The sequence below is a fragment of the Hufsiella ginkgonis genome (assembly GCF_009834915.1).
GTDB classification, from domain to species: domain Bacteria; phylum Bacteroidota; class Bacteroidia; order Sphingobacteriales; family Sphingobacteriaceae; genus Hufsiella; species Hufsiella ginkgonis.
Map to the genome: position 1 here is coordinate 370,518 of NZ_WVHS01000004.1, position 25,221 is coordinate 395,738.

Sequence of the window (25,221 nt, forward strand, 5' to 3'; positions counted from 1 at the left end):
TATTTCGGAATTATATTCTAATTGAAATTTTCCATGATAGTCTATTGACAAAAATGGCGTAAGTGCCTACCTTGAATTTATCAATTTAAGCCTGAAAATAAACATGGTAGAACTCAACCGCTACAGCAAAACTTTTACGCAAGACCCCACCCAGCCTGCAGCGCAAGCTATGCTGTATGGAATAGGTCTTACGGACGAAGATATGCAAAAAGCACAGGTGGGAATTGCAAGCATGGGTTACGATGGAAACACCTGTAACATGCACCTTAACGACCTGGCAAAAATCGTAAAAGAAGGTACCTGGAGAGAAGACCTCGTGGGCCTGATATTTAATACCATTGGAGTGAGCGACGGGATGGGCAACGGTACCGACGGCATGCGCTATTCACTGGTAAGCCGCGATGTGATCGCAGATTCCATCGAAGCGGTTTGCGGCGGGCAATATTACGACGGCCTGATCACCCTCCCCGGGTGCGATAAGAACATGCCCGGATCGGTGATCGCAATGGGGCGCCTGAACCGCCCTTCGATCATGGTCTACGGCGGAACCATCGAGCCCGGTCACTACAAGGGAGAAGACCTGAATATCGTTTCCGCCTTCGAAGCGCTGGGCAAGAAAATGGCCGGCACCATCAGTCCTGAAGATTTTTTAGGCGTAATTAAGAATGCCTGTCCTTCCGCAGGCGCCTGCGGAGGCGTTTACACGGCCAATACCATGGCCGCCGCGATCGAAGCATTGGGCATGAGCCTGCCTTTTTCTTCTTCAAACCCGGCTTTAAGTGAAGAAAAGAAGGCTGAATGTCTCGCCGCCGGCAAAGCGATCCGCTTGTTACTTGAGCGCGACATCAAACCAAAAGATATCATGACCCGCGAAGCGTTCGAAAATGCGATCGTGACCATTATGGTGCTCGGCGGATCGACCAACGCGGTATTGCACCTCATCGCCATGGCGAAAAGTGTGGATGTGCCCCTAACACAGGATGATTTCCAGGCGATCAGCAACCGCATCCCGGTTCTCGCCGATATGAAGCCGAGCGGCAAATACATGATGACCGATCTCCATAATATCGGTGGCGTACCCGCCGTGATGAAATACCTTGCCAAACAGGGCTGGCTTCACCTGGATTGCCTCACCGTTACCGGGAAAACCATCGGCGAAAACCTGGAAGAAATTCCGGATCTCGATTTCGATACACAAAATGTGATCTGGCCGGTAGAAAAACCGGTGAAAGCTACGGGACATCTCCAGATCCTATACGGAAATCTCGCCGAAGGCGGAAGTGTTGCCAAGATCAGCGGCAAGGAAGGAGAACGTTTCGCCGGTCCTGCACGGGTGTTCGAAGGAGAATTCGACCTCATCAACGGCATTACCAGCGGCCGTGTACGTGCCGGCGATGTGGTAGTGATCCGCCAGGTTGGCCCTAAAGGCGCTCCCGGTATGCCGGAAATGCTAAAGCCGACATCGGCGATATACGGAGCCGGGCTCGGCGCCAGCGTGGCGCTCATCACCGACGGACGTTTCAGCGGCGGCACCCACGGTTTCGTGGTAGGCCACATTACGCCCGAGGCATTCGACGGCGGCCTCATAGGCCTGGTGCACGACGAAGACCGCATCGAGATCGACGCCACTACCCGCACTATTATCCTCGATGTGCCCGAAGACGTTATCGCCGCACGCCGCGCCGCCTGGGTACAACCGGAACTGAAAGTAAAAAAAGGACTCTTATATAAATACGCGAAACAGGTTACCACAGCTGCTGAAGGCTGCGTAACCGACCAGTAACTGACGGTTGGACGTTAAACGCTCGACGTTAACGCTCCTGTCCCGTGCTTATTGAAAGCTTAAATTAACACGAAGCAAACGTCCGACGTTAACGTCAAACGTTGAACCCGGATAAACCAAACAAGAATATGGAGACGCTACAACAAGAATTACCAGCTGCCGAGAAAAAGGAAACCAGGAAAGTTTCGGGATCAGTGGCATTGCTGGATGCCTTGATCGCAGAGGGAGTGGACACGATCTTCGGATACCCGGGAGGTGCGATCATGCCTATCTATGACGCGCTGTATGATTATTCGGAACAGCTGACCCATATCCTGGTACGCCACGAGCAGGGAGGCATCCACGCAGGACAGGGTTACGCACGCTCGTCGGGCAAAGTGGGCGTCGTTTTCGCTACCAGCGGACCGGGCGCCACCAACCTGGTAACAGGCCTGGCCGATGCACAGATCGATAGCACGCCCCTGGTATGTATCACCGGGCAGGTGTTCGCCCACCTGTTGGGAACAGATGCGTTCCAGGAAACGGACGTGATTAACATCACTACCCCGGTAACCAAATGGAACTACCAGGTAACCGACGCGACCGAGATCCCGGAGGTATTGGCAAAGGCATTTTATATCGCCAAAAGCGGCAGGCCGGGCCCGGTGCTGATCGATATCACCAAGAATGCACAGCTACAGCAGTTCGACTATGAAGGTTACATCCCTTGCAGCCATATCCGCAGCTATCGCCCTAAACCGATCGTACGTAAAGAATATATCGAACAGGCAGCGGCACTGATCAACAATGCGAAAAAGCCGTTCATCATCTGGGGGCAGGGTGTATTGCTCGGCCGTGCAGAAAGCGAATTTAAAGCCCTGGTAGAAAAAAGCGGGATCCCTGCAGCATGGACGATCATGGGCGCCGGCGCAATACCCACGGACCACCCTCAAAATGTTGGGATGCTGGGTATGCACGGCAATTACGGCCCTAACGTGATGACCAATGAATGCGACGTACTCATCGCCATTGGCATGCGTTTCGACGACCGTGTAACCGGGAGGCTCGATAAATATGCCAAACAGGCACAGGTGGTACACCTCGATATCGACCCTGCGGAGATCGACAAAAACGTGAAAACAACCGTTCCTGTATGGGGCGATTGCAAAGAGACTTTGCCGCTTCTCACCCGGTTACTTGAGCCTAAGCAACATACCGGGTGGCTGGCCAGGTTCCGTGAGTTCGATGAGCAGGAACAGGAAATCGTGATCAACCAGGAACTGCACCCGCAATCCGGGGAACTGACCATGGGCGAAGTGATCTACCAGCTGAACGAGTTAACCAAAGGGGAAGCTATCATTGTAACCGATGTGGGCCAGCACCAGATGGTGGCCTGCCGCTATGCGAAGTTTAACAACACACGCAGCAACATCACCAGCGGGGGCCTTGGCACCATGGGCTTCGCGCTTCCTGCTGCCATCGGCGCAAAATTTGGCGCCCGGGATAAAACGGTAGTCGCCATTATTGGCGACGGTGGCTTCCAGATGACGTTACAGGAACTCGGTACCATCATGCAGAGCGGCATTGATGTAAAGATCATGATCCTGAACAACCGGTTCCTCGGCATGGTCCGTCAATGGCAGCAGCTGTTTCATGAAAAACGTTATTCATTTGTAAACATCACCAGCCCAGATTTCGTACAGGTGGCGAAAGGCTATTATATCGACGGGAAGAGCATCTCCGACCGCGCAGATCTCGCAGGCGCCCTTCAGGAAATGCTTAGCCATAAAGGCTCTTTCCTGCTCGAAGTAATGGTGGCGAAAGAGAACAACGTGTTCCCGATGGTGCCCCAGGGATGCAGCGTGAGCGAGATCCGTCTTAAATAAATAGAGCAGGAACAAAATAATGAGTCGTACCCGCGCTAACAGCCAACAGCTATTAGCTATCAGCTAAAAAAACATGACAGCACAAGATCAGCCTTTTAAGCAGGAATTTAATATAACCGTTTACACTGAAAACCAGATCGGCCTGTTAAACCGGATCGCGATCATTTTTACGCGCCGGAAGATCAATATCGACAGCCTGAACACCTCCCCCTCGGAGATCGAAAGCATCCACCGCTTCAATATCGTGATCACCGAAACGGAGGATGTGGTACGCAAGCTCTCCCGCCAGATCGAAAAACAGGTGGAAGTACTAAAAGTGTACTACAACACCAATGATGAAGTGATCTGGCAGGAACTGGCGCTATACAAAGTGCCCACCGATGTGATCGCCGAAAAAGCGAGTGTCGAGCGCCTGCTTCGTGAAAACGGTGCACGCGCCGTAGTGATCCGCAAAGATTACACCGTATTTGAAACAACCGGTCACCGGGAAGAAACCGACGCCCTTATCAAGGTATTACAACCCTATGGACTGATCGAGTTTGTACGCAGCGCCAGGGTAGCCATCATTAAACACAGCGACGGCTTTAACCGCAAGATCCGTGAATTTGAACGCATCGACCCGGGACAGGAGGTGATCGAAAATGAATTCCTGAACAGCAGGGAGAAGGTGTTTACTATGTAAAATAAGGGTTAGGCGTTCACGCCGGACGTTGGGCGTGCCTGTCCCGTTAAACTGAAATATCAATAATTAATTACTATACAAAACGTACAACGTAAAACGTACAACGTAAAACCAAAACGCAATGGCAAAATTAAATTTCGGGGGTACCGAAGAAACCGTAGTAACCCGTGAAGAGTTTCCGTTATCAAAAGCACAGGAGATCCTGAAAAATGAAACTGTAGCAGTGATCGGCTACGGCGTACAAGGCCCCGGACAGGCGCTAAACCAGAAAGACAATGGCATTAACGTGATTGTTGGTCAGCGTAAAAATTCAAAAACATGGGATAAGGCTGTTCGCGATGGTTTTGTACCCGGCGAAACGCTGTTCGAAATTGAAGAAGCCCTCGAAAGAGGAACCGTGATCTGCTACCTGCTGAGTGATGCCGCCCAGATCGAGCTGTGGCCAACTGTTAAAAAACACTTAACTGCGGGCAAAGCCCTTTACTTCTCGCATGGCTTTGGTATCACGTTCAAAGAACAGACCGGCATCATCCCTCCTGCCGACGTAGACGTGTTCCTGGTCGCACCAAAAGGTTCGGGCACTTCGCTGCGCAGGATGTTCCTCGAAGGCCGAGGCCTCAACTCCAGCTTCGCCATTTTCCAGGACGCTACCGGCCGTGCTTTCGAGCGTGTAATTTCCCTCGGTATCGCGGTAGGCAGCGGTTACCTGTTCGAAACCGACTTCCGTAAAGAAGTATTCAGCGACCTTACCGGCGAGCGCGGCACCCTGATGGGCTGTATCCAGGGTATTTTCGCGGCACAATATGAAGTATTGCGCAGTAAAGGGCACAGCCCCTCCGAGTCGTTTAACGAAACCGTTGAAGAGCTGACCCAATCCCTTATGCCGTTAGTGGCAGAAAACGGGATGGACTGGATGTACGCCAACTGCTCTACCACCGCACAACGCGGCGCGTTAGACTGGTGGAAAAAGTTCCGCGATGCCACCAAGCCGGTTTTCGAAGAGCTTTACGAAAGCGTTGCAACCGGCAAGGAGTCGCAGCGCTCGATCGATTCAAACAGCCAGCCGGATTACCGCGTAAAATTAGACGCCGAACTTGCCGAGCTTCGCGACAGCGAAATGTGGCAGTCGGGCAAGACCGTAAGAAGCTTAAGACCTGAGAACCAGGTGGTAGAAGCATAACAGTAACCAGTGATCAGTAATCAGTAATCAGTTTCTATCCCAATGCGAAAGACGGCGGCTGGGAACTGACTGCTGATTACTGATCACTGACAACCGAAAGATTCATGGGAAAAACACTATTCGACAAGATCTGGGACGCGCATGTGGTAAGCAGCAAAGATGGTTTCCCGGATATCTTGTACATCGACACGCACTTTATTCACGAGGTAACGAGCCCGCAGGCATTCGACGGGCTGCGCAAGCGCGGGCTCCCCGTTTTCAGGCCCAGACAAACGGTAGCCACAGCCGATCATAACGTACCTACGGTTGACCAGCATCTTCCTATTAAGGAAGAGCTTTCGCGTTTCCAGGTAGATACGCTGACGAGAAACTGCAACGAGTTTGGAGTAGAGCTCTATGGGCTCGGGCATCCCTTCCAGGGAATCGTACACGTGATCGGCCCGGAGCTCGGTATTACTGTACCCGGCAACACTTACGTATGCGGCGATAGTCACACGTCGACCCACGGCGCTTTCGGCGCCATCGCATTCGGTATCGGCACTTCGCAAGTAGAGCAGGTAATGGCTACCCAATGTTTGCTGCAGTCGCGTCCCAAAAGGATGAAGATCGAAGTGAACGGCAAGCTAACGACCGGCGTAGGCGCAAAAGACATCATCCTGTACATCATCTCGAAAATTTCAGCAGCCGGGGGAACGGGCTATTTCGTGGAATATGCGGGGGAAACCATCCGTTCACTGAGCATGGAAGGCCGCATGACCATCTGTAATATGAGCATCGAGATGGGTGCCCGTGGTGGAATGATCGCCCCGGACGATACCACGTTCAACTACGTAAAAGACCGCGAATTTGCTCCCAAAGGCGAAGAATGGGATAAAGCCCTGGCTTATTGGAAGACACTTTATTCAGATATCGACGCGCAGTTCGACAAAGTATTGTACTTCGCGGCCGAAGATATCGAACCGATGATCACCTACGGCACCAACCCCGGAATGGGGATCGGCATTACCGGGCACATCCCGGAAACGGGTGCGGTAGAGGTGCACGAGCAACCTTCTTATAAGAAAGCGTTAAACTACATGGGCCTCGAAGACGGACAAACCCTGCTCGATAAACCCATCGATTACGTATTTATCGGCAGCTGCACCAATTCGCGCATCGAAGACCTTCGCCAGGTGGCGGAATTTGTAAAAGGCCGCACCAAGGCGGCACATGTTACGGCATGGATCGTCCCCGGCTCGAAACAGGTAGAACAGCAGGCGATCCGTGAGGGTCTCGACAAAGTGTTCGAGGCGTCCGGTTTTCACCTGAGAGAACCGGGATGCAGCGCTTGTCTCGGCATGAATGAAGACAAGATCCCGGCAGGAAAATACTGCGTATCAACCTCCAACAGGAACTTTGAAGGACGCCAGGGCCCTAACGCCCGCACATTCCTGGCCAGCCCGCTCACCGCAGCTGCAGCCGCAATTACCGGCAGGATCACCGACGTGCGCGAATTATTGGAAGAACCGGAACTGATTTAGGAATCATGGCAACTAAAATATTTAAGAACATACAATCCCCGGCGGTTCCCCTGCCGGTAGAGAACATCGATACCGATCAGATCATTCCCGCGAGGTTTCTGAAGGCCACTACGCGCGATGGGTTCGGAAGTAACCTTTTCCGCGACTGGCGCTATGAGAGCGACGGGCAACCAAAAGCGGACTTCGTGCTGAACCAGCCGCTGTATAGCGGTAAGATACTGGTTGCAGGGAAGAACTTCGGTTGCGGAAGCAGCCGCGAACATGCCGCCTGGGCGCTGGCCGATTACGGCTTCGACGTAGTAGTGAGCAGCTTCTTTGCCGATATTTTTAAAGGCAATGCCCTCAACAACGGCTTGCTGCCGGTGCAGGTGAGCGATGGCTTTCTCGAAAGCATCTTTGCCGCCATCGAAAAAGATGCCCATACCCTGGTTGAAGTCGACCTCGAGAAACAAACGATCTTCCTCCACCATTCCGGCAAAGAAGAAACGTTCGAGATCAATCCCTATAAAAAAGCCTGTTTGATAAACGGGTATGATGACATCGATTATATCCTGAGTAATAAGGAACTGATTGAGGAATTTGAAAGTAATCAGTAATCAGTGGTCAGTGGTCAGTTAGCCTCGGTCCCGCTATGGGCGGGGATAAAACTGATCACTGATCACTGATAGCTGACAACCAAACGAAACATGATAACTAAAAATATACTTGTCATCCCCGGGGATGGCATCGGTGCGGAAGTGACTACCTGGGGCAAGGCGGTGCTTGAACAGATCGCTGCAGATTTTGGTCACGAATTCTCGTACGAAGAGGCGTTGATGGGTCACGTGGCCATCGAAGCAACAGGCACGCCCCTGCCGGATGAAACGCTTGAAAAAGCGAAACGCAGCGATGCGATCCTTTTCGGAGCGGTAGGTCATGCCAAATACGACAATGATCCTACATTAAAAGTACGCCCGGAGCAGGGCCTGCTAAAGATCAGGAAAGAGCTTGGGCTGTATGCGAACCTTCGCCCCATCCTGTTATTCGACGAACTGCTGGGCGCCTCGAGCCTTAAACCGGAGATCTTGAAAGGAACGGATATTCTTTTCTTCCGCGAACTAACCGGCGATGTATATTTTGGCGAGAAAAACCGCAGCGAAGATCGTAACACCGCCTCCGATCTCATGATCTACCATCGCTACGAGGTGGAGCGTATCGCGCGGAAAGCGTATGAGGCGGCACGCGTAAGACGTAAAAAGCTATGTTCGGTAGATAAGGCGAATGTACTCGAAGCTTCACGCTTATGGCGCGAAGTGGTACAGGAGATCGCGAAAGAATACCCGGATGTAGAAACCGAGCACATGTTTATCGATAACGCGGCCATGCAGCTGGTAAAAAACCCCGGGAAATTCGACGTGGTGCTAACCGCGAACCTGTTTGGCGACATCCTGACCGACGAGGCTTCGCAGATAGCCGGGTCCATGGGGATGCTGGCCTCTGCGTCTGTGGGCGACGGCACCGGGTTTTTCGAACCGATCCACGGCTCGGCACACGATATTGCAGGACAGAACAAAGCCAATCCGCTGGCTTCGATCCTGTCAGCAGCATTGATGCTCGAGATCGCCTTTGGCCTCAAGGAAGAAGCGAAACAAGTTACGGATGCGGTGGATAAGGCGCTTAAACTGGGATTCCGTACTTCAGACATTGCAGGTAACGGCACAGATCCATCCGATATCCTGGGAACTAACGAGATGGGCAATAAAATAGTAGAACTCGTCAAGCGGTAACATTATAAAGAAACACCCCTATGCTACACGATCCAAACCGTATTTATGTATTCGACACCACCCTTCGCGACGGCGAACAGGTACCGGGTTGCCAACTGACTACCCCTGAAAAGGTAGAGATCGCGAAGTCGCTGGAACTGTTGGGCGTGGATATTATCGAGGCTGGTTTCCCGATCTCCAGCCCGGGTGATTTCCAAAGCGTGGTAGAAATATCCAAAGCCGTAAAAGACCCGGTGGTATGTGCGTTAACGCGTGCCAACAAAGGTGATATCGATGCGGCGGTGGAATCGCTTAAATTTGCTAAACGTCCGCGGATCCATACCGGGATCGGCTCTTCCGACATGCATATCAGGCATAAATTTAACAGCACCCGCGAAGAGATCCTTCGCCGTGGCGTAGAAGCCGTTAAATATGCCAAGCAGTTTGTAGAGGATATCGAGTTTTATGCCGAAGATGCCGGCCGTGCCGATATCGAATTTCTTGCCCAGATGATCCGCGCCGTAATTGCCGCCGGCGCTACCGTGGTGAACATTCCCGATACCAATGGCTATTGCCTGCCCGAACAGTATGGCGCAAGGATCAAGTACCTCAAAGACAACGTGGATAACATCGGCCAGGCGATCATTTCTGTGCATTGCCACAACGACCTCGGCCTGGCTACCGCTAACAGCATCGCGGGCTTACAGGCGGGCGCACGGCAGGTGGAATGCACCATCAACGGCATTGGCGAGCGCGCCGGGAATACGTCGATGGAGGAAGTGGTGATGATCCTTAAAACGCACCATTCCGTTAACCTGCACACCCATATCAAAGCGGCTAACTTTTTCGAAATGAGCCGTATGATCAGTTCGCAAATGCGCATGCCGGTACAGCCGAACAAAGCGATTGTGGGTGCGAACGCGTTTGCACACAGCTCGGGCATTCACCAGGACGGCTTCCTGAAAAACAGGGAAAACTACGAGATCATAAAACCCGAAGATGTTGGCTTTCCAAGCGCATCGATCGTGCTAACGGCACGCAGTGGACGGCATGCATTAAAATTTCACCTGGAACGACTTGGCTATCAACTGGATAAAGAGGCCCTGGCCGAAGCTTACAAAAATTTCCTGGCGCTGGCAGACCACAAGATGGACATCGACGATGACGACCTGCGCAGCCTCGTAACCGAAAACTTAGTCAAATAACATGGAGTCGCTGGATAAAGAAGTGCTGGATTTTGAGTCGGCTAAAAAACGGTTAAACGGGATCGTAAACCGGACGCCCCTGGTCTACAACCACGGGCTTTCGTTAAAATATAACTGCGAAGTTTACCTGAAACGCGAGGACCAGCAGATCGTACGTTCGTACAAGATCCGCGGCGCCTATAACATGATCAGCTCGCTTTCCGCAGCACAGCTGGAAAAAGGCATCGTTTGCGCAAGCGCAGGCAACCATGCACAGGGAGTGGCTTTTTCTTGCCGGCGACTTGGCATTAAAGGGATCATCTTTATGCCGGAGATCACGCCCAAACAAAAAGTAAAACAAACGGCCATGTTTGGCGACAGCTCGATAGAAATCGTGCTTACCGGCGATACTTTCGACGATTGCCAGCAGGAAGCCCTCGCCTATGCGGCGGCACACGAAATGGCGTTCATCCCCCCGTTCGACGATCGCCGGATCGTGGCCGGACAGGGTACCGTAGGAATGGAGATCGCCGAAGACCTGCCGGGCGCAGACCTCGTGATCGTTCCCGTGGGCGGCGGCGGGCTTGCCTCCGGCGTGGGCCACTACCTTAAAAGCTTTAATCCATCGATCAGCATATTGGGCGTAGAGCCCGAAGGGGCGCCGTCTATGAAGGCCGCTTTTGATGCCGGCGAACCGGTCACGCTCCCGGAAATAAGCCGCTTTATTGACGGCGCAGCGGTGAAACGGGTAGGTGCGCTCACCTATGTCCTGGCCAAAGAAGTGCTGGATGAGGTATTGCTCGTTCCGGAAGGGAAAGTCTGCTCTGCCATATTAAAGCTTTACAACGAGGATGCGATCGTTGCCGAACCGGCAGGCGCCATGTCCGTAGCCGCGCTCGATCTTTGCAAAGACTTGCTTCCCGGCAAAAAGGTAGTGTGTGTAATAAGCGGCGGCAACAACGACATCGACCGGATGCAGGAAATAAAGGAACGTTCACTGCTTTACGAAGGACTGAAACACTATTTCATCGTCCGCTTTCCGCAGCGTCCCGGGGCGCTTAAGCTGTTCGTTAACCATGTGCTGGGGCCGCATGACGATATTACCCGCTTCGAGTTCATCAAAAAAACGGAACGCGAAAGCGGACCTGCTTTGGTGGGCATCGAGCTGAAATCGTCAGACGACTACGCCTCCCTGGTACAGCGTATGCAAGCCCACCGGTTCGACTACAAAGAGCTTAACCGCGACCAGACACTGTTCGAATACCTGGTATAAGCCTTTCCCTTGTTCTCCTCAAATAATTTATCTTCGTGACCAGGTAAGTTATGAAAGAAGACAAAGAAATCACATCCGACGAAATCCGCAGAGAGTTTCAGCTTGAGAGAATGGTATTATTCAGCGATGCCGTTTTTGCGATCGTAATCACGCTGATGGCCATTGAAATTAAGATGCCCGAAGGCATTGAGATCAAATCAGACGCCGATCTGTGGCATGAGTTTAAACACGTTGGCCCCATTATCCTCTCTTACATCATCAGCTTCACCTTTATTGGTGTGATCTGGTTCCGCCATCTGAAGATCTTCAGCCGGCTTAAAGATTATGATACGGGCCTGGTTGTCCGCAACCTGCTGTTGCTGTTCTTTATCGGCCTCTTTCCATTCGGCTCCTCGCTTATTACGCATTATCGCTCGCTTACCAGCCCGACCGTTATTTACCTGTTCCTGGTCTTTTTCAGCATGCTTTCGCTGCAGCTGCTTCAGTACTATATCATGGTGCAGCGTCCCGCGCTGCGAAGAAACGTATCGGTGGTTAGAGAGACAAAAGAGCTGAAGGTATTTTGGATTACCTTATCGGGTTTTCTGGTTACCCTGGTCTCGGTAGCCGTTTCTTCATTCTTCCTGCAACCGGAAGAGCGTCAGTATATTTTCATAGCCGGCGTGATGCTTACCGCCGCGGCATCGAGAATATCGAGGAAATACTTTTTAAAAGGCATGGAGTAACGGCAAGCTAAAATTCTGTTACCTGCCTGACGGTGAAATGCACCTTCATCCCTTTTTGGTATTTACCAGGATCATTGCATAACGCGCGGAAACTGGTGCCGTTACACAACAACCGGACTTCCTCCTGGGCCCCTTTAAAAGAGACATCTTCTATGAGGGCCGACCTGTTTGTCCAGCCGGCGTTTAACGATACCCATTCGGGGTAAAACAACACTTGTGACCCTTTGGCCTTTAAGCCGATGGCGGTAGCCTCACCCGGTGAAAGTACGTTCGCACTTCCGAGTAATTCGCCCGTATACGGATGTTTCGGCTGGTTGTATACGTTCGAAGGTGTACCGGTTTCGATCACTGCTCCTTCACGGAGGATGATTAACTGTTCCGCCAGCATCAGCCCATCCACCGGGTCGTGCGAAACCAGGATGATAGTGACCCCCGTTTCCTGCGCTAAGCGTTTAATATCGGCCCGGAGAATGTTCTTTACCAACGTATCCAGCTGACTGAAAGGCTCATCCATCAGCAGCACCTCGGGTTCAGTGATCATCGCCCGGGCAATCGCCACGCGCTGCCTTTCGCCGCCGCTCAGGTCGGCTACCCGCTTATCTGCCAGGTGGCCGATGTGCAGCAGTTCCATCATCGCCAATGAACGGTTACGCTTCTTCTCCAGGTTGGTATTGGGAAGCATGGAAGCGATGTTATCGTACACCTTGGCATAGGTGTTCAGGTCAAAATCCTGGGTTACCATCTTCATCCGGTCGTGTCCCGGGATAAGCTTTTCCTCCGGCCCCATTACTACCTCGCCTTTAAAGAGCACTTGTCCGCTTTGCGGCGATACCAGGCCGTAGATCAGCTTCAATAAGGTACTTTTCCCGCTTCCGCTTTCGCCCACCACGGCAATCACCTGGCCTTGACTTATATCGACGCTGATTTCCCGTACCCCCGATACGAGGTTATTCATGTACTGGCGGGTAACTTGTTTTAGCTCGAGGAATGGAACAGGCGACATGCTGCGAAGATACGGAAAACAAAAAACCCGACCGAAGAAACTCCGGGCGGGTTAAATGTATAGAACTGATTTTAAAATCCAAACATTACACCGAAGGCCATATTCTTAAGACCTTTCTGTGCGGGGCTGTTTTCAAACATATCGTTAAAATATTGTTTGTAGAATAAGCCGGCGCCTCCGTAACCGACCCTTGCATAAGCTCCGTAACGGAACTCGGAGAAGTGGTAATCGTCTTTAAACTTCTGTTTACCGTTTTCATCACTCACCTGTTTTACCTTTCCGCCGAGCAGGAATCCAACTTCCGGACCGGCCACCAGGTGGAACCGTTTCCCTCTCCGGTCGCTTTTGCTGCGGTAATCGAAGCCAAGGGGGATACGGAGATAAGTAGAAGAGAAACGGTTCTTCTCATATTCAACGGCATCTACCGAGTAGTTCAGTACCGGCTGGTCCCTGAGGATGGTGATATCTTTTTCGAGGCGGATATGCGTCCAGTCGAAACCACCTGCCACGTAGATCTTGAAATAGCTGGTGAACCGGTACCCGAACTGGAGAATATCGAATCCGACGTTGCTGGTTTTGCTCGATTTATAATCCAGGAACTGGTTGGCGGGAGATAGCGTGAAGCTTCCGTTATCTACCAGCTTGGAGAAACCGATATCGAAGCGCTCGAACGTTAAGGCAAACGATGCGCCGGGTGCCTTAGAGCGGTTTTTAAGCGAGTCGCGCTTGCTCTCTATCCCGATCCCGTTTTCGGTGGCGCCAACGGTTACAGTAACTGTTTTCTTCTTGGTTTTTATGGTATCGACGGGAGAATCAACGCTGATATGGCGAGCGGCATAACCCATGGCAGCTGTCGCTGCGAGCACTATTGTTAAAACTAAGCGTTTCATGATATTTATTTATTGGTTGAATTATTGTTCTTGCTTTTGATCTTGAGCAAACCTAGGTTGATGCCCGATACTTCTGTACCCTCGTCGCTGTCCCTGAATTCGATCACTTTATCATCCCGCGGATCTACCTTGCCTACCACGTAGTTCACCAATCCGCCGATCGACCTGATCCTGCGTTTCGGCGCAGGTTCGGCAATTTCCGATTCGCGCATATTTACGTTGTTGGCCATCGCCACATCGCTGGTGGCTTCGATGGTATGTTTATAACCCAGTGGCTGGATGGCCCGTTGTCCTGTGGGTTGCGCTGGCTCCTGCGATGCCTCGGTTACGGTTGATGCCACCAGCGTGCTGCTGATCTCCTGCTCTTCAGGCACCGTTTGCAGGGAAGGCTTTTTAGCCGATGGTCTTGTTGCTGCACGGGCCACAGTTATGGTTGATGCCGACCGGCTGGGCACTGGCTCGTCTGCTGCCGGTTGCTTTACCGCAGGCCGCCCAGTTACCGGGGTTACCGCCACCGGATCTTTCGCCGATGCCACAACCTCCGCAGGCTGCTGACCATGCAGTTTAATGGATTTCCCTGGTTGGTAGAACAACCACAGGCCGGTAAAAGCTACAACGGTTACGCTGGCGGCAGCCATCCAGAACACCGGGATGGTACGCGTTTTCGTTTTCTTTTGTTGTACAGGCCGGGCGTCCAGTTGTTCAGCGATCCCTGCCCATAACCCGGGCGAAACTTCAGGCTCGAAATCATCGAACTTCTGTTGAAAAAGCAGGTCCAGTTCTTTATCCGACATTGGTTGCATAATTAAAACCCTCCATTTTTACGATCTTTTCTCTTAAAATAGCTCTTGCTCTTGATAACTGGGATTTTGAGGCCCCTTCACTGATTCCCAGCTGTTCTGAGATCTCCTTGTGCGAAAATCCTTCGATCACATACATGTTAAATACCAGCCGGTAGCCTGTAGATAGTTGCGAAATGAGCTTCAACAGGTCCTTCGTCTCCAAACCGTTCATATCGAATGTTGTTTGGGCCTCATCATATACTTCGTCGATGTCGACCACATTGAGCATCCGCTGATTCTTACGGTAGATCTCGATGGCCGTATTCACCATGATCCTCCTTATCCATCCTTCAAAAGACCCGTCTCCCCTGAATTCCGATACCTTTTTAAACACTTTCACAAAACCCAACTGTAACATATCTTCAGCTTCGTATTGGTCTTTGGCATATCTCATACATACCCCCAGCATCCGCGATGCCAGCGTTTTGTATAAGAGCTCCTGGGCTTTGCGCTCGCCGCGCCTGCACCCTTCGAGCAAGTCGTTTATAGTAAACTTATGTTCCAAATTCATATACATTTAAATACAAGATGTAGCAATCCGGATATTGGTTGCATCCTGTGATAAAATTTCATCAAAATTTCATTTAGTGGTCAGTGATCAGTTGTCAGTGATCAGTTCCTATCCCGGTCGTTATGCGTGATGCAGCAACTGATCACTGACACTGATTACTGACAACTGATCACGGATTACTGACAACTGATCACTGACAACTGATCACTGATCACTGATCACTGATTACTTCTAACCATCCTGAAGTCCTGCCTGTACACCAAAAATAGCGAATGATAAAACTCCGCTTTCCCGCCGGGGCCAAGGTCAAATACCGGTTCTACACGAAAGTCGAGCCTGAAATTCTGCGTCAGGTCCTTCTGGAAAGCGTAACGTAAAAACAGCAGCTCCCGGTGTTTTTCACTATAACCGGGGTGATTGATCTGTTGCGAAAGTGACTGGTAGATGGGCATGCCGTTTATCGCGATAAAGCCCTGCCCGTTCCAGTAGCTGGCAAGCACTGTCCCCAGCCGCGTATCGGCCCCGAGGTTGAGGTAAGCGCCGGTACCGCGGGAAAAGGGCCTGATCTTAACCGGAGATAATTCGTTGTAGGTAACGAAATAATTTTCCGTCCGCCAGCTGCCCACGAAACCATTGCTCTTTAACGTCAGCTTTACACCAGCGGCCGAGTTGACGATCGTTTGCAGCGGCCGGGCCATGGTATCGATCTGTCCTCCCTGGTGGAACGCGGTAAGCTGCAAGGGCACGGAAAATGTGATCCTCTTTCCCGCCGCAAGGCGGACGTCGGACGATAATCCCGCCACGATCTGCTCCTGTACCGGCGACGGTTTGTAGATCATGCGTTTCCAGTTAATAAACGCATCCAAGAATAATGCAGGTTTGCTGATCACCAGTTGGGTGCCGTATTCAACCGGGTCGTTAACGGTTTTCTCGAAATCATACAGTGGCTCTATCAACCGGTGATTCACATTGGCTTCCAGCGCTCCCGCGATCAACGCGGTATTTCCCTTTTGGTATTTGACACTAAATAAAGGATAAGTTTTAGAGATCCCCTCCGACCCGAAGTCTTTCTGCAGCAAAGCGCCTGCTGTAAGCACCAGTTCCGGATTCGCGTAATAGGCCAATTGGGGCGAAAGCTGGGTACCGTACAGTGTATACCCGTCCTGGAACTTATTATAAAACTCGTAGTTGCGCAGGAAGTTAAAGTTATTGACGCTGAGGTAAAGAGATCCGGTACGATAATAATCGGGACGGATGCGGTACTCCAGGCTGTCATTTCTCAGCTGTCCGGAAACGCGGAGGGAGCATACAGTAAAACAAAAAAAAAATAGGAGCTTCTTCATTGAGGCGATATGCAAGATCGCAAATATAAGAGTTATAAACACTTAAAATTATTAGCAGTACTTCATGAGCTGCGGCTTGGGAATATAAAGATTAAAAAGCTGCCGTAGAAACGGCCTCCGATTGATTGCCGCTTAACTCAGTCTTTCGTCCGGTAATACTTGTAGATCTTCACTGCTATCATGATCATCACCCCGAAGAGCACGAACCCGATCGTTCCATAAATCCAGTTCATCGCGCTTTTTAACACTACCGTGAACACGATAGCGACAAGGAAAAGGGTGGCTACTTCGTTCCAGATACGTAATTGGGTGGAAGTCCAGGCAGAATTCCCTTCCTTTAATTTGGTGACGATGCCCTGGCAAATGAAATGGTAAACCAGCAACCCGATCACGAAGCCGAGCTTTACGAGCATCCACGGTTGGCGGTACCACTCCAGCACGATCATCATATAAACACCGGTAAGCGCAGCCAGGATCATCGCCGGCGTAGCGATCACGTTCCACAGGAGCTTCTCCATCTTAACAAATTGATGGTGAAGGATCTGCCGGTCGGGCTCGGCGCGATCATTCGCTTCGGTATGGTAAATAAATAGCCGGACGATGTAAAGAAGACCGGCCATCCAGCTTACCACGAAGATAATGTGGAGAGATTTCAGATAACCGTAATATTCCATCAGGCTAGTAGCTGAATTCTTTGATCAGTTCCACAGCGTATTTTACGTTATCGAAAGGAATATCAGGCATTATACCATGTCCGAGGTTAAAGATAAAGCCGTCCTGGCCACGCATCCGCTCGAACAGCTGCAGGATCCTTTCTTTGATCACCTTTTTATCGGCATACAGGATATGGGGGTCCAGGTTTCCCTGTACAGCGATGCCTTCAGGCAATTGCCGCTTGATAGTTAGGAGGTCGGCATTCCAGTCCACGGAGATCACGTCCGGGGCGGCTTCAGCCATCATCGGTGCAAATACGGAGCTTCCCTTACAAAAGGAGATTACAGGAATATCTTTCCGGTTTAACCGGGAAATGATCTGTTCGATGTAATAATGAGAGAACTCCCGGTAGTCGTCCCACGAAAGCGCCTGCGCCCAACTGTCAAAGATCTGTACCGCGTTTACGCCGGCTTCGATCTGCAGGTTCAGGTAATCGGCGGTCACCACGGCGATTTTCGAGAGGAGCCGGTGAGCCAGTTCGGGCTCATTGTGCAGCATCAGCTTGGTAAGCTTAAAGTCCTTAGACGATCCGCCCTCAACCAGGTAGCTCATCACCGTGAACGGCGCCCCGGCGAAACCGATCAGCGGGATCTTGCCGTTTAGCCGCTCCCGGATCACGCGAATGGCATCGGCCACATACTGAAGCTTATCCAGCACCCCGGTTTGGAGGTTATCCACATCGGCTTTTGTTCTTACCGGGTTGGCAAAACGCGGGCCGATGCCGTTGGTAAAGCTCAGGTCGCCACCCATGGCCTCGCCGGTGACGAGGATATCCGAAAATAGGATAGCGGCGTCAATATCAAGCAAATTCACCGGGAGCATGGTCACGTCTGCTGCAATCTCCGGGGTTTTGCACATTTCGAGGAAAGAATACTTGTTTTTGATCTCCCAGTATTCTTTCATAAACCTGCCCGCCTGCCGCATCATCCATACAGGGGGGCGTTCAACGGGCAGTGAAAATGCGGAACGTATAAATAAAGAATTCTCCACACGGGGCATTTTAAGGTCCTGGGCGGGTATGTGCTGGTGATCCATTAATGATTGTCGGTAAATTTATAGCCTACGCCCCTGATCGAATGAAAGTAAACAGGGTTCTTTTGGTCGGGTTCGAAGTATTTCCTGAAGGTGAGAATAAAGTTGTCGATGGTACGTGTTGAGGGGTAAACGTCATAGTTCCATACCGTTTCCAGGATCTGCTCCCGCGATACCGCTTCGTTTCTCCGCTCGATCAGCAATTTAAGCAGCATGGTTTCCTTTTTTGTGAGCGGCGTGATCGAGCCGTCGTCATTTTTCAGCTCGAAGGAGTTGAAATAGATGGTTTTATCGCCTATATGGTAAGAGTTAAGCTCTTTCAGGTCATCGCCTTTCAGGCTGCGTTTTACGAGAATGCCTACGCGAAGGATCAGTTCTTCCAGGTTGAAAGGCTTAACGAGGTAATCGTCGGCTCCTTTCTTCAAACCTGTAACCCTGTCTTCACTGGTATTTTTCGCGGTAAGGAACATGATGGGCACTTCCGAGTTTTCCAGCCGGATGGTTTCCGCCACCTGGAACCCGTCGATTTCGGGAAGCATCACATCCAGGATCACGAGATTGAACCGTTCTTCTTTGAATACTTTGAGCGCCTTCTTCCCATCGGTCGCGGTGGTGACTTTATAGCCCTCGAGTTCGAGATTCAACTTGATCGCTTCGAGCAGATGGTCTTCGTCCTCCACCAGTAAAATACGTTTTTTAGTTGGCATTTGTATTAAATATTACTTCAAAAATGGTTCCTTCAGGTTTATTGTTCCGCACCCTGATCTGCGCCTGGTGATGTGTGAGCACCTGTTTGACAATAAACAGGCCCAAACCAGTTCCTTTCGTTTTACGGGTATCTTCACTTCCCACGCGATAAAACTTATCAAAGATGCGAAGTTTTTCCGCATCCTCGATACCAGCGCCGTGATCTGCAACTTCGAGCGATACCGTCGGACCGTTTTTGGAAAGCGTAACCAGCACTTCGGCACAGGGCGGAGAATATTTTACGGCGTTTTCTACCAGGTTGGTCACCACCGAAGTGAGCGCAAAACGATCTCCCACCAGGAGGATATCCGGCTTTATCTCGGCACGGATCGTCTGTGTGCTGCAGGTATGTACCTGCAAACGTTCGGTGATGCGGACCACCAGCTCCGAAAAGTTGAATTCTTCCTTGGGAAAGCTGTAAGATTTGTTCTCGATCTTGGCAGCGATGAGCATATTTTCCACCAGGTCGTCTAACCGCTCGATATCCTTCAGCGATTTCCGTAAAAAGCTATGTACCTGTTCCCGTTCGAGCTGGCGTTTCAGGATCGTTTCTACATATAGTTTGATGGAAGCCAGCGGCGATTTAAGTTCGTGCGTAACCGACAATAAGAAGTTGCGTTGCTGCGCGTGCAGCTTTCTTTCTTTCCGCAGCGACTTATGCAGCTGATGCGCTCCCACGAAAAAAAGCAGCAGGAATACGGCGCCTTCCCCGAGGATCATCCCCTTCCGGTGAGGTTGCTCCCTGATCAGGATATATCCCCACCAGACCAGTTCCGCAAATGCGTAAAGGATCAGGAAATAAAATATGGCGAGGGGTTTTCTCATTTTCTTAGCTATTGGCTAACGGTTATTGGCCGTCAGCTGGAAAATACTACATCGAAACTATCAAATATCGCCTGTTTCGCCGTTTCCAGCACGGCGGGGGTATGAGCGGCAGAAATAAATCCCACCTCGTAGCCCGACGGGCCGAAATAAACACCGCGGTTAAGCAGTTCCCGGTGCAGCACCCTGAAACGTTCCATACTTGCAGGATCGATGTCTCCGGCTTTCTTTATTTCCAGTTCAGAGAACGCGATCCAAAAGATCGAACCGATCACATACAGTTTGCATGGATAACCCCGTTCGGTTAAAAATGATTGTATGGACCCTGTAAAACCGGCCGTTTTCCGGTTAAGCTCGTCGTAAAAACCCGGCTGCAGCAATTCCGAAAGCTGGGCAAGACCCGCTGCCATGGCGACCGGGTTACCTGATAACGTACCGGCCTGGTAAACCGGGCCTTCCGGCGATATGCTGCTCATGATCGCCGCTGATGCGCCGTACATACCTACGGGCATTCCGCCGCCGATGATCTTTCCATAAGTAAGAATATCGGGCCGAATGTCATAGTAGGCGGCGGCGCCTTCAAATCCGAGCCGGAAGCCGGTGATCACTTCGTCGAAGATCAGCAGCGTTCCGTTAGCGGAGGTGATCTCCCTGAGGAAATCGATATAGTCTTTATCCTGGATCAACAGCCCGTTATTGGCAGGAATTCCTTCAATAATTACGGCGGCGATCTGGCCGCTAAAAGTGTGGAAAGCTTCCTGCACCGCCTCACGGTCGTTCAGCGGCGCCACAATGGTCTCATTCGCGAAAGCCGCAGGTATACCCGCCGAAGAGGTTTCGCCCAGCGTTACCAATCCCGACCCCGCTTTCACGAGCAGGCTGTCGGCATGCCCATGGTAGCAGCCTTCAAACTTGAGTATCTTGTCACGCCCCGTATAACCGCGGGCAAGCCGGATGGCCGACATCACGGCTTCAGTACCGGAACTTACGAACCTGATCTTTTCTACCAGTTTATTATGGGTAAGGATCAGTTCCGCAAGTTGGTTCTCCAGCATAGTGGGGGCGCCGAAACTCATGCCGTTCTGGATGGCCTGTACCACACTTTCACGTACCGACGGATGATTATGTCCCAGGATCAGCGGGCCCCAGGAACAGCAAAAATCGATAAACTGGTTGCCGTCGGCATCCCATAAATAACATCCGTCGCCCTTCCGGATAAACAGCGGCGTACCAAAAACCGATTTAAAGGCACGTACCGGCGAGTTAACGCCTCCGGGGAAATATTGCCGGGCCTTTTCGTAAAGCTCCGCTGACTTCTCGCGGGAAATGTCTTCTTTGATCATGATCAGATCCAATTATTTGCCAGCACGTCTTTCGCGTGATAGGTAAGTATGGCAGAAGCGCCTGCGCGCCGGATGCTCATTAAAATTTCTGTTACTGCGCGCTGTTCATTAAGCCAGCCGTTTTTTGCTGCCGCTTTTACCATGGCGTACTCGCCGCTCACGTTATATGCCGCAATAGGGAGGTCGAAGTTATCTTTCAGCAGCCTGATCACGTCAAGGTAAGCCAGCGCCGGCTTCACCATCAGGAAATCTGCACCTTCCTGTGTATCGAGCGAGGCCTCGATCAACGCCTCCTGCTGGTTGGCAGGATTCATCTGGTAGGTCTTCTTGTCGCCATGCTTTGGCGCAGATTGCAATGCATCACGAAATGGCCCATAAAAGGCACTCGCATATTTCGCAGAATACGACATAATGGACACATGACTGAAACCATTCGCATCCAACAGTTCACGGATATACCCGACGCGGCCGTCCATCATATCAGACGGGGCGATGATGTCTGCCCCGGCATGCGCCTGTGCCAGGGACATCCTGCCTAAGACTTCCAAGGTTTCGTCATTCAATATCTCACCGTTTTCCACAATGCCATCATGACCATCGCTGCTATAGGGGTCCATCGCCACATCGGTGATCACGCAAGCTTCCGGGAACTCCTCTTTAACCTGCCGGATAGCACGCAGATAGAGGCTATTTTCGCGGTAGCTCTCTGTGGCGTACCTGTCTTTTACCGACTCTTCCAGGTGTGGAAAAAGATCAAAAGTGGTTAGCCCGAGTTTTAAGCAGCTTTCCACCTCCTTCAATAGCTCGTCTACAGAATGCCGGAAAATACCGGGCATCGACGATACTTCGTCCTTGCGGCGATCGCCTTCGGTGATAAATAACGGGAAGATCAGGTTCGAAGCATGCAGGCGTGTTTCCTGTACCATTTGCCGGATAGCTTCACTTTTTCGATTTCGTCTCGGACGGCTTAACATACCTTAACCTGTTTTGCTTTGAAAAATTCTCCGCAAATATCAGATTATAGTTTTATAAAAGGGAGTATAAAGCATCATCAGGATGTCAAGCTTTATAAGGCAAATATCGCTTCCGCGAGGCCGATCTCATCAGGAGAGAACGGCAGCGTATACTTCACCCCCATTTCATCGAACTTCTTGCCGGTAGAACGGCCGATACAGATCACCTGCTGGCCGGGTTCAAGCAAATTATCGGCAAAATAGGCATCTACATTAGAAGGGCTTGTAAATACCAGGACTTTGGCAAACGATTGAGCTACATTATCCTCGATCACGGTTTCGTATACCGGGAGGTCTATCACGGTAGTATCGGGTGTAAGCGCCCGCTGCACTGTTCTGAGCGACTCTTTTGCCCCCGGGAACAACACCGTAGAACCGTTGGCGATTTTGGCAAACGCTTCGGCGATATCGGCGGTATCTATACCGTCTTCCTCCCCGTTAAATTCAGGTTTCTTACCCAGGCGGCGCAACGCATCTTCCGATCCGCGGCCGATCACCCCGAACTTGGTTTTTTTCGCAAATTGCGGGTCAAGTTTAAAGAAATACTCGATGGCGTTCTTGCTGCTGAAAAACACCCAGTCAACATTCCGGAGGATATAGGAATCAAGCTTATGGATGGTTGGGAAGGTACGGATCAGCGACCGGTCGTCGATGTGGATCGAATGTTTGGTAAGCCACTGCCGGAGGTAACTGCTTTCCGGCAGGTCGCGCGTAATAAAAACACTCTCTATAAGTTTGCGTTCGGTGGCGTATTTAGCGACGATCCGCTCGGGCAGCCCGGCGGTATTGTCTGTTTCCAGGAAAAGGCGATCGGGTATGGCTTCTTCTTCCCCGGCTTTGGAGGTCCATACCTGGAACTTATCATCGTTCTTGCGGCAGTAACAGCCAAGAGGCATATGGCATCCACCTTCAAACAGGTTAAGCACACCGCGCTCTACGCCGATCTCTTCCGCCACGTCTGCATGATGCAGCGCCTGCAGCTTTTCGAACAGGGCCTTGTCGTTTTCGCGGATCTGGATAGCGAGCACGCCCTGTGCGGGTGCAGGGATAAAATCTGTCGGATCGAGCTCTTCAACATAGAATTGGTCGAGGTTAACGCCCAGCCTCGATACGCCGGCCTTGGCGATAATAATGGCATCGTAATCCTCGTCGGCAAGCTTCTCTATGCGGGTAGGAACATTCCCGCGCAGATCGGCTACTTCCAGGTCCGGACGGACCGCCAGTAACTGGGCTCTCCGCCTGTTGGACGAGGTACCCACCCTGCCTCCATATTTCACGGACAGCCGTTGGTTCAGCTCTACGCAATCCTTCAGGATCAGGAGTAATTCGGAGGGATCTTCGCGTTCAGAAACGGCCGCGACCATTAGTCCCGGCGGGTTTACCGTGGGCAGATCTTTGTGGGAGTGTACCGCCAGGTCGATCGTGCCTTTCAGCAACTCCTCCTCGAGTTCCTTGGTAAAAAAACCCTTGCCTTCGAGCTTATCAAGCCGGAGGTTTAAAATGCTATCACCCTGTGTTTTAATGATCTTCAGCTCTGCTACGAGGCCAATGCCTTCAAGCTGCCGTTTTACCGCATTGGCTTGCCAGAGAGCGAGATCGCTTCCGCGGGTTCCAATAATAATCTTTGTATGAAAAGGAAAAGTAGAAAGTCCGGGCATTCTAAGTTAACAGTTGTTCACCAATATTTCTTTCGCCATTACCATGGGAACACTAATATACTTTTTCTCCATGTAATTAATTACTTTCTCGAGCACTTCGCGCGAATTTTCGTCCATGCCCTGTAGTTCGTCGGCAAAAACGGAATTCAACGCGGTACTTCTAATGGCTTTGATCTTCTCGGGAACTTCGCGCATAGCCAGTTCAACCCGGCGCTGCTTTAACATAGGTTTAAACTCCTGGATATTTCTTTCGATGATGCGCTCGGCATGGATTTGCTCCTCGTAACGGTCCTGCATATTCTGCTGCGCGATTTCCTGCAGGCTGCCCACTTCAATGAAATGAACGGCGTTGGACTCGGTTACTTTGCAACAGGTATCGTTGGGGATGGCAAGGTCAACGATCACTTTCTTATCTGTCTCACCAGACAGCAAAGATTGGTAGATCTCGTTGGTAATAATGGGCTCGGTAGCACCGGTACAGGTAATGATCACGTCGAAACCGCCTTTGTAATGCTTAAGGTCCTCCAGCCCGAACGCTTTACCGTCCAGTTCCAGTGCCATATGTTCGGCCTTGGCCAGGGTACGGTTAAAAACAGAAAAGTTCGAAAACTTGTGCTTACGCAGGTACTTGGAAATATTCTGGTTAGTTTCGCCGGCACCCACGATCAGGATGCGTGCATTGGAGCACATCTTAAGATCCCGAAGCTTGCGGTAAGCCAGCGAAACTACCGAGATCGGCTTGCGGGAGATATTGGTATGGGTATATACCTCTTTCGCGGTTTTTACTACGCGGCTCATCACCATGCGGAGATAATCGCCGGTTAAGCCGGCTTCCCTGCATTGTTCATATGCTTTACGTACCTGGGCGAGGATCTCCTTCTCTCCCACTACCAGGCTCTCGAGCGAACAGGAGATCCTGAGCAGGTGATTCAGCGCTTCCATATCTTCGTAAACGGAAGCACGACTGGCAATACCTTCCAGTTTATCTCCGGTAACACAGAAGTTAAGAGAGGAAATAAAATCCTTTACGAAATCCGGGGTGAGCTGCTGCTCCGCATAAAACACGAATTCTACCCGGTTACAGGTACCAACGTAAAATATTTCAGGAATGCCAAACTTAGCCTTAACGCTTCCTAACCTGCTCTCCAATGTTTCGTTGCAGATCACGAACCTCCCTAAGTCTTTTAAATCGATGTACTTATGCGTAAACGCTATTACCTTTAGATATTTCAACGCCTGTTAAAATCTTAGTTTTGAACCCAACAAAAGTATCGATCTACCTCACGGCATCTGTCACCTCTTTGTAAAACAGGCCAATTTAGAACGCTTATAAATTAGCCTGTGCC

At 51.1% G+C, this 25,221-nt stretch carries 23 protein-coding genes; 10 read left to right on the forward strand and 13 right to left on the reverse strand.

Annotated features, from left to right (window positions below; translation table 11 throughout):
- Positions 1-103: 103 nt before the first annotated feature.
- From ilvD to GS398_RS17925, 10 genes are all read left to right on the forward strand, one after another.
- Complete coding sequence (gene ilvD / locus GS398_RS17880; RefSeq protein WP_160908178.1) at positions 104-1,783, forward strand: dihydroxy-acid dehydratase; 1,680 nt, start codon at positions 104-106, stop codon at positions 1,781-1,783.
- Positions 1,784-1,911: 128 nt separating this feature from the next.
- Positions 1,912-3,648, forward strand: a complete 1,737-nt coding sequence (gene ilvB / locus GS398_RS17885; RefSeq protein ID WP_160908179.1) for a biosynthetic-type acetolactate synthase large subunit — start codon at positions 1,912-1,914, stop codon at positions 3,646-3,648.
- A gap of 73 nt (positions 3,649-3,721) precedes the next feature.
- Entirely contained in the window at positions 3,722-4,330 is a 609-nt protein-coding gene (gene ilvN, locus GS398_RS17890; RefSeq protein ID WP_160908180.1) for an acetolactate synthase small subunit, read from the forward strand.
- A gap of 121 nt (positions 4,331-4,451) precedes the next feature.
- Positions 4,452-5,510, forward strand: a complete 1,059-nt coding sequence (ilvC, locus tag GS398_RS17895; protein WP_160908181.1) for a ketol-acid reductoisomerase — start codon at positions 4,452-4,454, stop codon at positions 5,508-5,510.
- A gap of 104 nt (positions 5,511-5,614) precedes the next feature.
- The gene (leuC, locus tag GS398_RS17900; RefSeq protein WP_160908182.1) at positions 5,615-7,030 is read left to right on the forward strand and encodes a 3-isopropylmalate dehydratase large subunit; all 1,416 of its coding nucleotides are present in this window, start codon (positions 5,615-5,617) and stop codon (positions 7,028-7,030) included.
- Positions 7,031-7,035: 5 nt separating this feature from the next.
- The gene (leuD, locus tag GS398_RS17905) at positions 7,036-7,626 is read left to right on the forward strand and encodes a 3-isopropylmalate dehydratase small subunit (protein WP_160908183.1); all 591 of its coding nucleotides are present in this window, start codon (positions 7,036-7,038) and stop codon (positions 7,624-7,626) included.
- A gap of 93 nt (positions 7,627-7,719) precedes the next feature.
- Complete coding sequence (gene leuB, locus GS398_RS17910) at positions 7,720-8,796, forward strand: 3-isopropylmalate dehydrogenase (RefSeq protein WP_160908356.1); 1,077 nt, start codon at positions 7,720-7,722, stop codon at positions 8,794-8,796.
- A gap of 20 nt (positions 8,797-8,816) precedes the next feature.
- On the forward strand, positions 8,817-9,980 hold the full coding sequence (locus tag GS398_RS17915; protein WP_160908184.1) for a 2-isopropylmalate synthase: 1,164 nt from the start codon (positions 8,817-8,819) through the stop codon (positions 9,978-9,980).
- A gap of 1 nt (position 9,981) precedes the next feature.
- Positions 9,982-11,232, forward strand: coding sequence for a threonine ammonia-lyase IlvA (gene ilvA / locus GS398_RS17920; protein WP_160908185.1), 1,251 nt, complete (start codon positions 9,982-9,984; stop codon positions 11,230-11,232).
- Positions 11,233-11,282: 50 nt separating this feature from the next.
- Positions 11,283-11,957 carry a TMEM175 family protein gene (locus GS398_RS17925; RefSeq protein ID WP_160908186.1) on the forward strand — a complete coding sequence of 225 codons (675 nt, stop codon included), beginning with the start codon at positions 11,283-11,285 and terminating at the stop codon, positions 11,955-11,957.
- Between the two features lie 7 nt (positions 11,958-11,964).
- Here GS398_RS17925 and GS398_RS17930 read toward each other — a convergent pair whose 3' ends face one another.
- The 13 genes from GS398_RS17930 to hemA all read right to left on the reverse strand — a co-directional run bounded on the left by GS398_RS17930 (position 11,965) and on the right by hemA (position 25,108).
- Positions 11,965-12,960: an ABC transporter ATP-binding protein gene (locus GS398_RS17930; protein WP_160908187.1), complete on the reverse strand. Its 996-nt coding sequence runs from the start codon at positions 12,958-12,960 to the stop codon at positions 11,965-11,967.
- A 71-nt stretch (positions 12,961-13,031) separates the two neighbouring features.
- On the reverse strand, positions 13,032-13,850 hold the full coding sequence (locus GS398_RS17935; protein WP_160908188.1) for an outer membrane beta-barrel protein: 819 nt from the start codon (positions 13,848-13,850) through the stop codon (positions 13,032-13,034).
- A 5-nt stretch (positions 13,851-13,855) separates the two neighbouring features.
- Complete coding sequence (locus GS398_RS17940) at positions 13,856-14,644, reverse strand: hypothetical protein (RefSeq protein WP_160908189.1); 789 nt, start codon at positions 14,642-14,644, stop codon at positions 13,856-13,858.
- Positions 14,634-15,203 (reverse strand): RNA polymerase sigma factor, encoded by a 570-nt coding sequence (locus GS398_RS17945; RefSeq protein WP_160908190.1) that lies wholly within the window; start codon positions 15,201-15,203, stop codon positions 14,634-14,636. The genes GS398_RS17940 and GS398_RS17945 overlap by 11 nt, the downstream gene beginning before the upstream one ends.
- A 218-nt stretch (positions 15,204-15,421) precedes the next feature.
- Positions 15,422-16,546 (reverse strand): lipid A deacylase, encoded by a 1,125-nt coding sequence (locus GS398_RS17950; RefSeq protein WP_160908191.1) that lies wholly within the window; start codon positions 16,544-16,546, stop codon positions 15,422-15,424.
- 137 nt (positions 16,547-16,683) lie between these two features.
- Complete coding sequence (locus tag GS398_RS17955) at positions 16,684-17,220, reverse strand: CopD family protein (protein WP_160908192.1); 537 nt, start codon at positions 17,218-17,220, stop codon at positions 16,684-16,686.
- Positions 17,221-17,224: 4 nt separating this feature from the next.
- Positions 17,225-18,295: a uroporphyrinogen decarboxylase gene (hemE, locus tag GS398_RS17960; protein WP_237488239.1), complete on the reverse strand. Its 1,071-nt coding sequence runs from the start codon at positions 18,293-18,295 to the stop codon at positions 17,225-17,227.
- Complete coding sequence (locus GS398_RS17965) at positions 18,295-18,999, reverse strand: response regulator transcription factor (RefSeq protein ID WP_160908193.1); 705 nt, start codon at positions 18,997-18,999, stop codon at positions 18,295-18,297. Before GS398_RS17965 ends, hemE begins: the two co-directional genes overlap by 1 nt.
- Complete coding sequence (locus GS398_RS17970) at positions 18,989-19,864, reverse strand: sensor histidine kinase (RefSeq protein ID WP_160908194.1); 876 nt, start codon at positions 19,862-19,864, stop codon at positions 18,989-18,991. The genes GS398_RS17965 and GS398_RS17970 overlap by 11 nt, the downstream gene beginning before the upstream one ends.
- 32 nt (positions 19,865-19,896) lie before the next feature.
- Positions 19,897-21,204 carry a glutamate-1-semialdehyde 2,1-aminomutase gene (gene hemL, locus GS398_RS17975; RefSeq protein WP_160908195.1) on the reverse strand — a complete coding sequence of 436 codons (1,308 nt, stop codon included), beginning with the start codon at positions 21,202-21,204 and terminating at the stop codon, positions 19,897-19,899.
- Positions 21,205-21,206: 2 nt separating this feature from the next.
- Positions 21,207-22,178 (reverse strand): porphobilinogen synthase, encoded by a 972-nt coding sequence (hemB, locus tag GS398_RS17980; RefSeq protein WP_160908196.1) that lies wholly within the window; start codon positions 22,176-22,178, stop codon positions 21,207-21,209.
- Positions 22,179-22,270: 92 nt separating this feature from the next.
- A complete protein-coding gene (gene hemC, locus GS398_RS17985) occupies positions 22,271-23,875 on the reverse strand; it encodes a hydroxymethylbilane synthase (RefSeq protein WP_160908197.1) in 1,605 nt (534 codons plus the stop codon).
- A gap of 6 nt (positions 23,876-23,881) precedes the next feature.
- Positions 23,882-25,108, reverse strand: coding sequence for a glutamyl-tRNA reductase (gene hemA, locus GS398_RS17990; protein WP_160908198.1), 1,227 nt, complete (start codon positions 25,106-25,108; stop codon positions 23,882-23,884).
- Between the last annotated feature and the right edge of the window lie 113 nt (positions 25,109-25,221).

Coding starts and splice junctions, on each gene's coding strand:
- ilvD (WP_160908178.1), top strand. CDS start 104: ATGGTAGAACTCAACCGCTACAGCAAAACTTTTACGCAAGACCCCACC.
- ilvB (WP_160908179.1), top strand. CDS start 1,912: ATGGAGACGCTACAACAAGAATTACCAGCTGCCGAGAAAAAGGAAACC.
- ilvN (WP_160908180.1), top strand. CDS start 3,722: ATGACAGCACAAGATCAGCCTTTTAAGCAGGAATTTAATATAACCGTT.
- ilvC (WP_160908181.1), top strand. CDS start 4,452: ATGGCAAAATTAAATTTCGGGGGTACCGAAGAAACCGTAGTAACCCGT.
- leuC (WP_160908182.1), top strand. CDS start 5,615: ATGGGAAAAACACTATTCGACAAGATCTGGGACGCGCATGTGGTAAGC.
- leuD (WP_160908183.1), top strand. CDS start 7,036: ATGGCAACTAAAATATTTAAGAACATACAATCCCCGGCGGTTCCCCTG.
- GS398_RS17915 (WP_160908184.1), top strand. CDS start 8,817: ATGCTACACGATCCAAACCGTATTTATGTATTCGACACCACCCTTCGC.
- ilvA (WP_160908185.1), top strand. CDS start 9,982: ATGGAGTCGCTGGATAAAGAAGTGCTGGATTTTGAGTCGGCTAAAAAA.
- GS398_RS17925 (WP_160908186.1), top strand. CDS start 11,283: ATGAAAGAAGACAAAGAAATCACATCCGACGAAATCCGCAGAGAGTTT.
- GS398_RS17930 (WP_160908187.1), bottom strand. CDS start 12,960: ATGTCGCCTGTTCCATTCCTCGAGCTAAAACAAGTTACCCGCCAGTAC.
- GS398_RS17935 (WP_160908188.1), bottom strand. CDS start 13,850: ATGAAACGCTTAGTTTTAACAATAGTGCTCGCAGCGACAGCTGCCATG.
- GS398_RS17940 (WP_160908189.1), bottom strand. CDS start 14,644: ATGTCGGATAAAGAACTGGACCTGCTTTTTCAACAGAAGTTCGATGAT.
- GS398_RS17945 (WP_160908190.1), bottom strand. CDS start 15,203: ATGAATTTGGAACATAAGTTTACTATAAACGACTTGCTCGAAGGGTGC.
- GS398_RS17950 (WP_160908191.1), bottom strand. CDS start 16,546: ATGAAGAAGCTCCTATTTTTTTTTTGTTTTACTGTATGCTCCCTCCGC.
- GS398_RS17955 (WP_160908192.1), bottom strand. CDS start 17,220: ATGGAATATTACGGTTATCTGAAATCTCTCCACATTATCTTCGTGGTA.
- hemE (WP_237488239.1), bottom strand. CDS start 18,295: ATGGATCACCAGCACATACCCGCCCAGGACCTTAAAATGCCCCGTGTG.
- GS398_RS17965 (WP_160908193.1), bottom strand. CDS start 18,999: ATGCCAACTAAAAAACGTATTTTACTGGTGGAGGACGAAGACCATCTG.
- GS398_RS17970 (WP_160908194.1), bottom strand. CDS start 19,864: ATGAGAAAACCCCTCGCCATATTTTATTTCCTGATCCTTTACGCATTT.
- hemL (WP_160908195.1), bottom strand. CDS start 21,204: ATGATCAAAGAAGACATTTCCCGCGAGAAGTCAGCGGAGCTTTACGAA.
- hemB (WP_160908196.1), bottom strand. CDS start 22,178: ATGTTAAGCCGTCCGAGACGAAATCGAAAAAGTGAAGCTATCCGGCAA.
- hemC (WP_160908197.1), bottom strand. CDS start 23,875: ATGCCCGGACTTTCTACTTTTCCTTTTCATACAAAGATTATTATTGGA.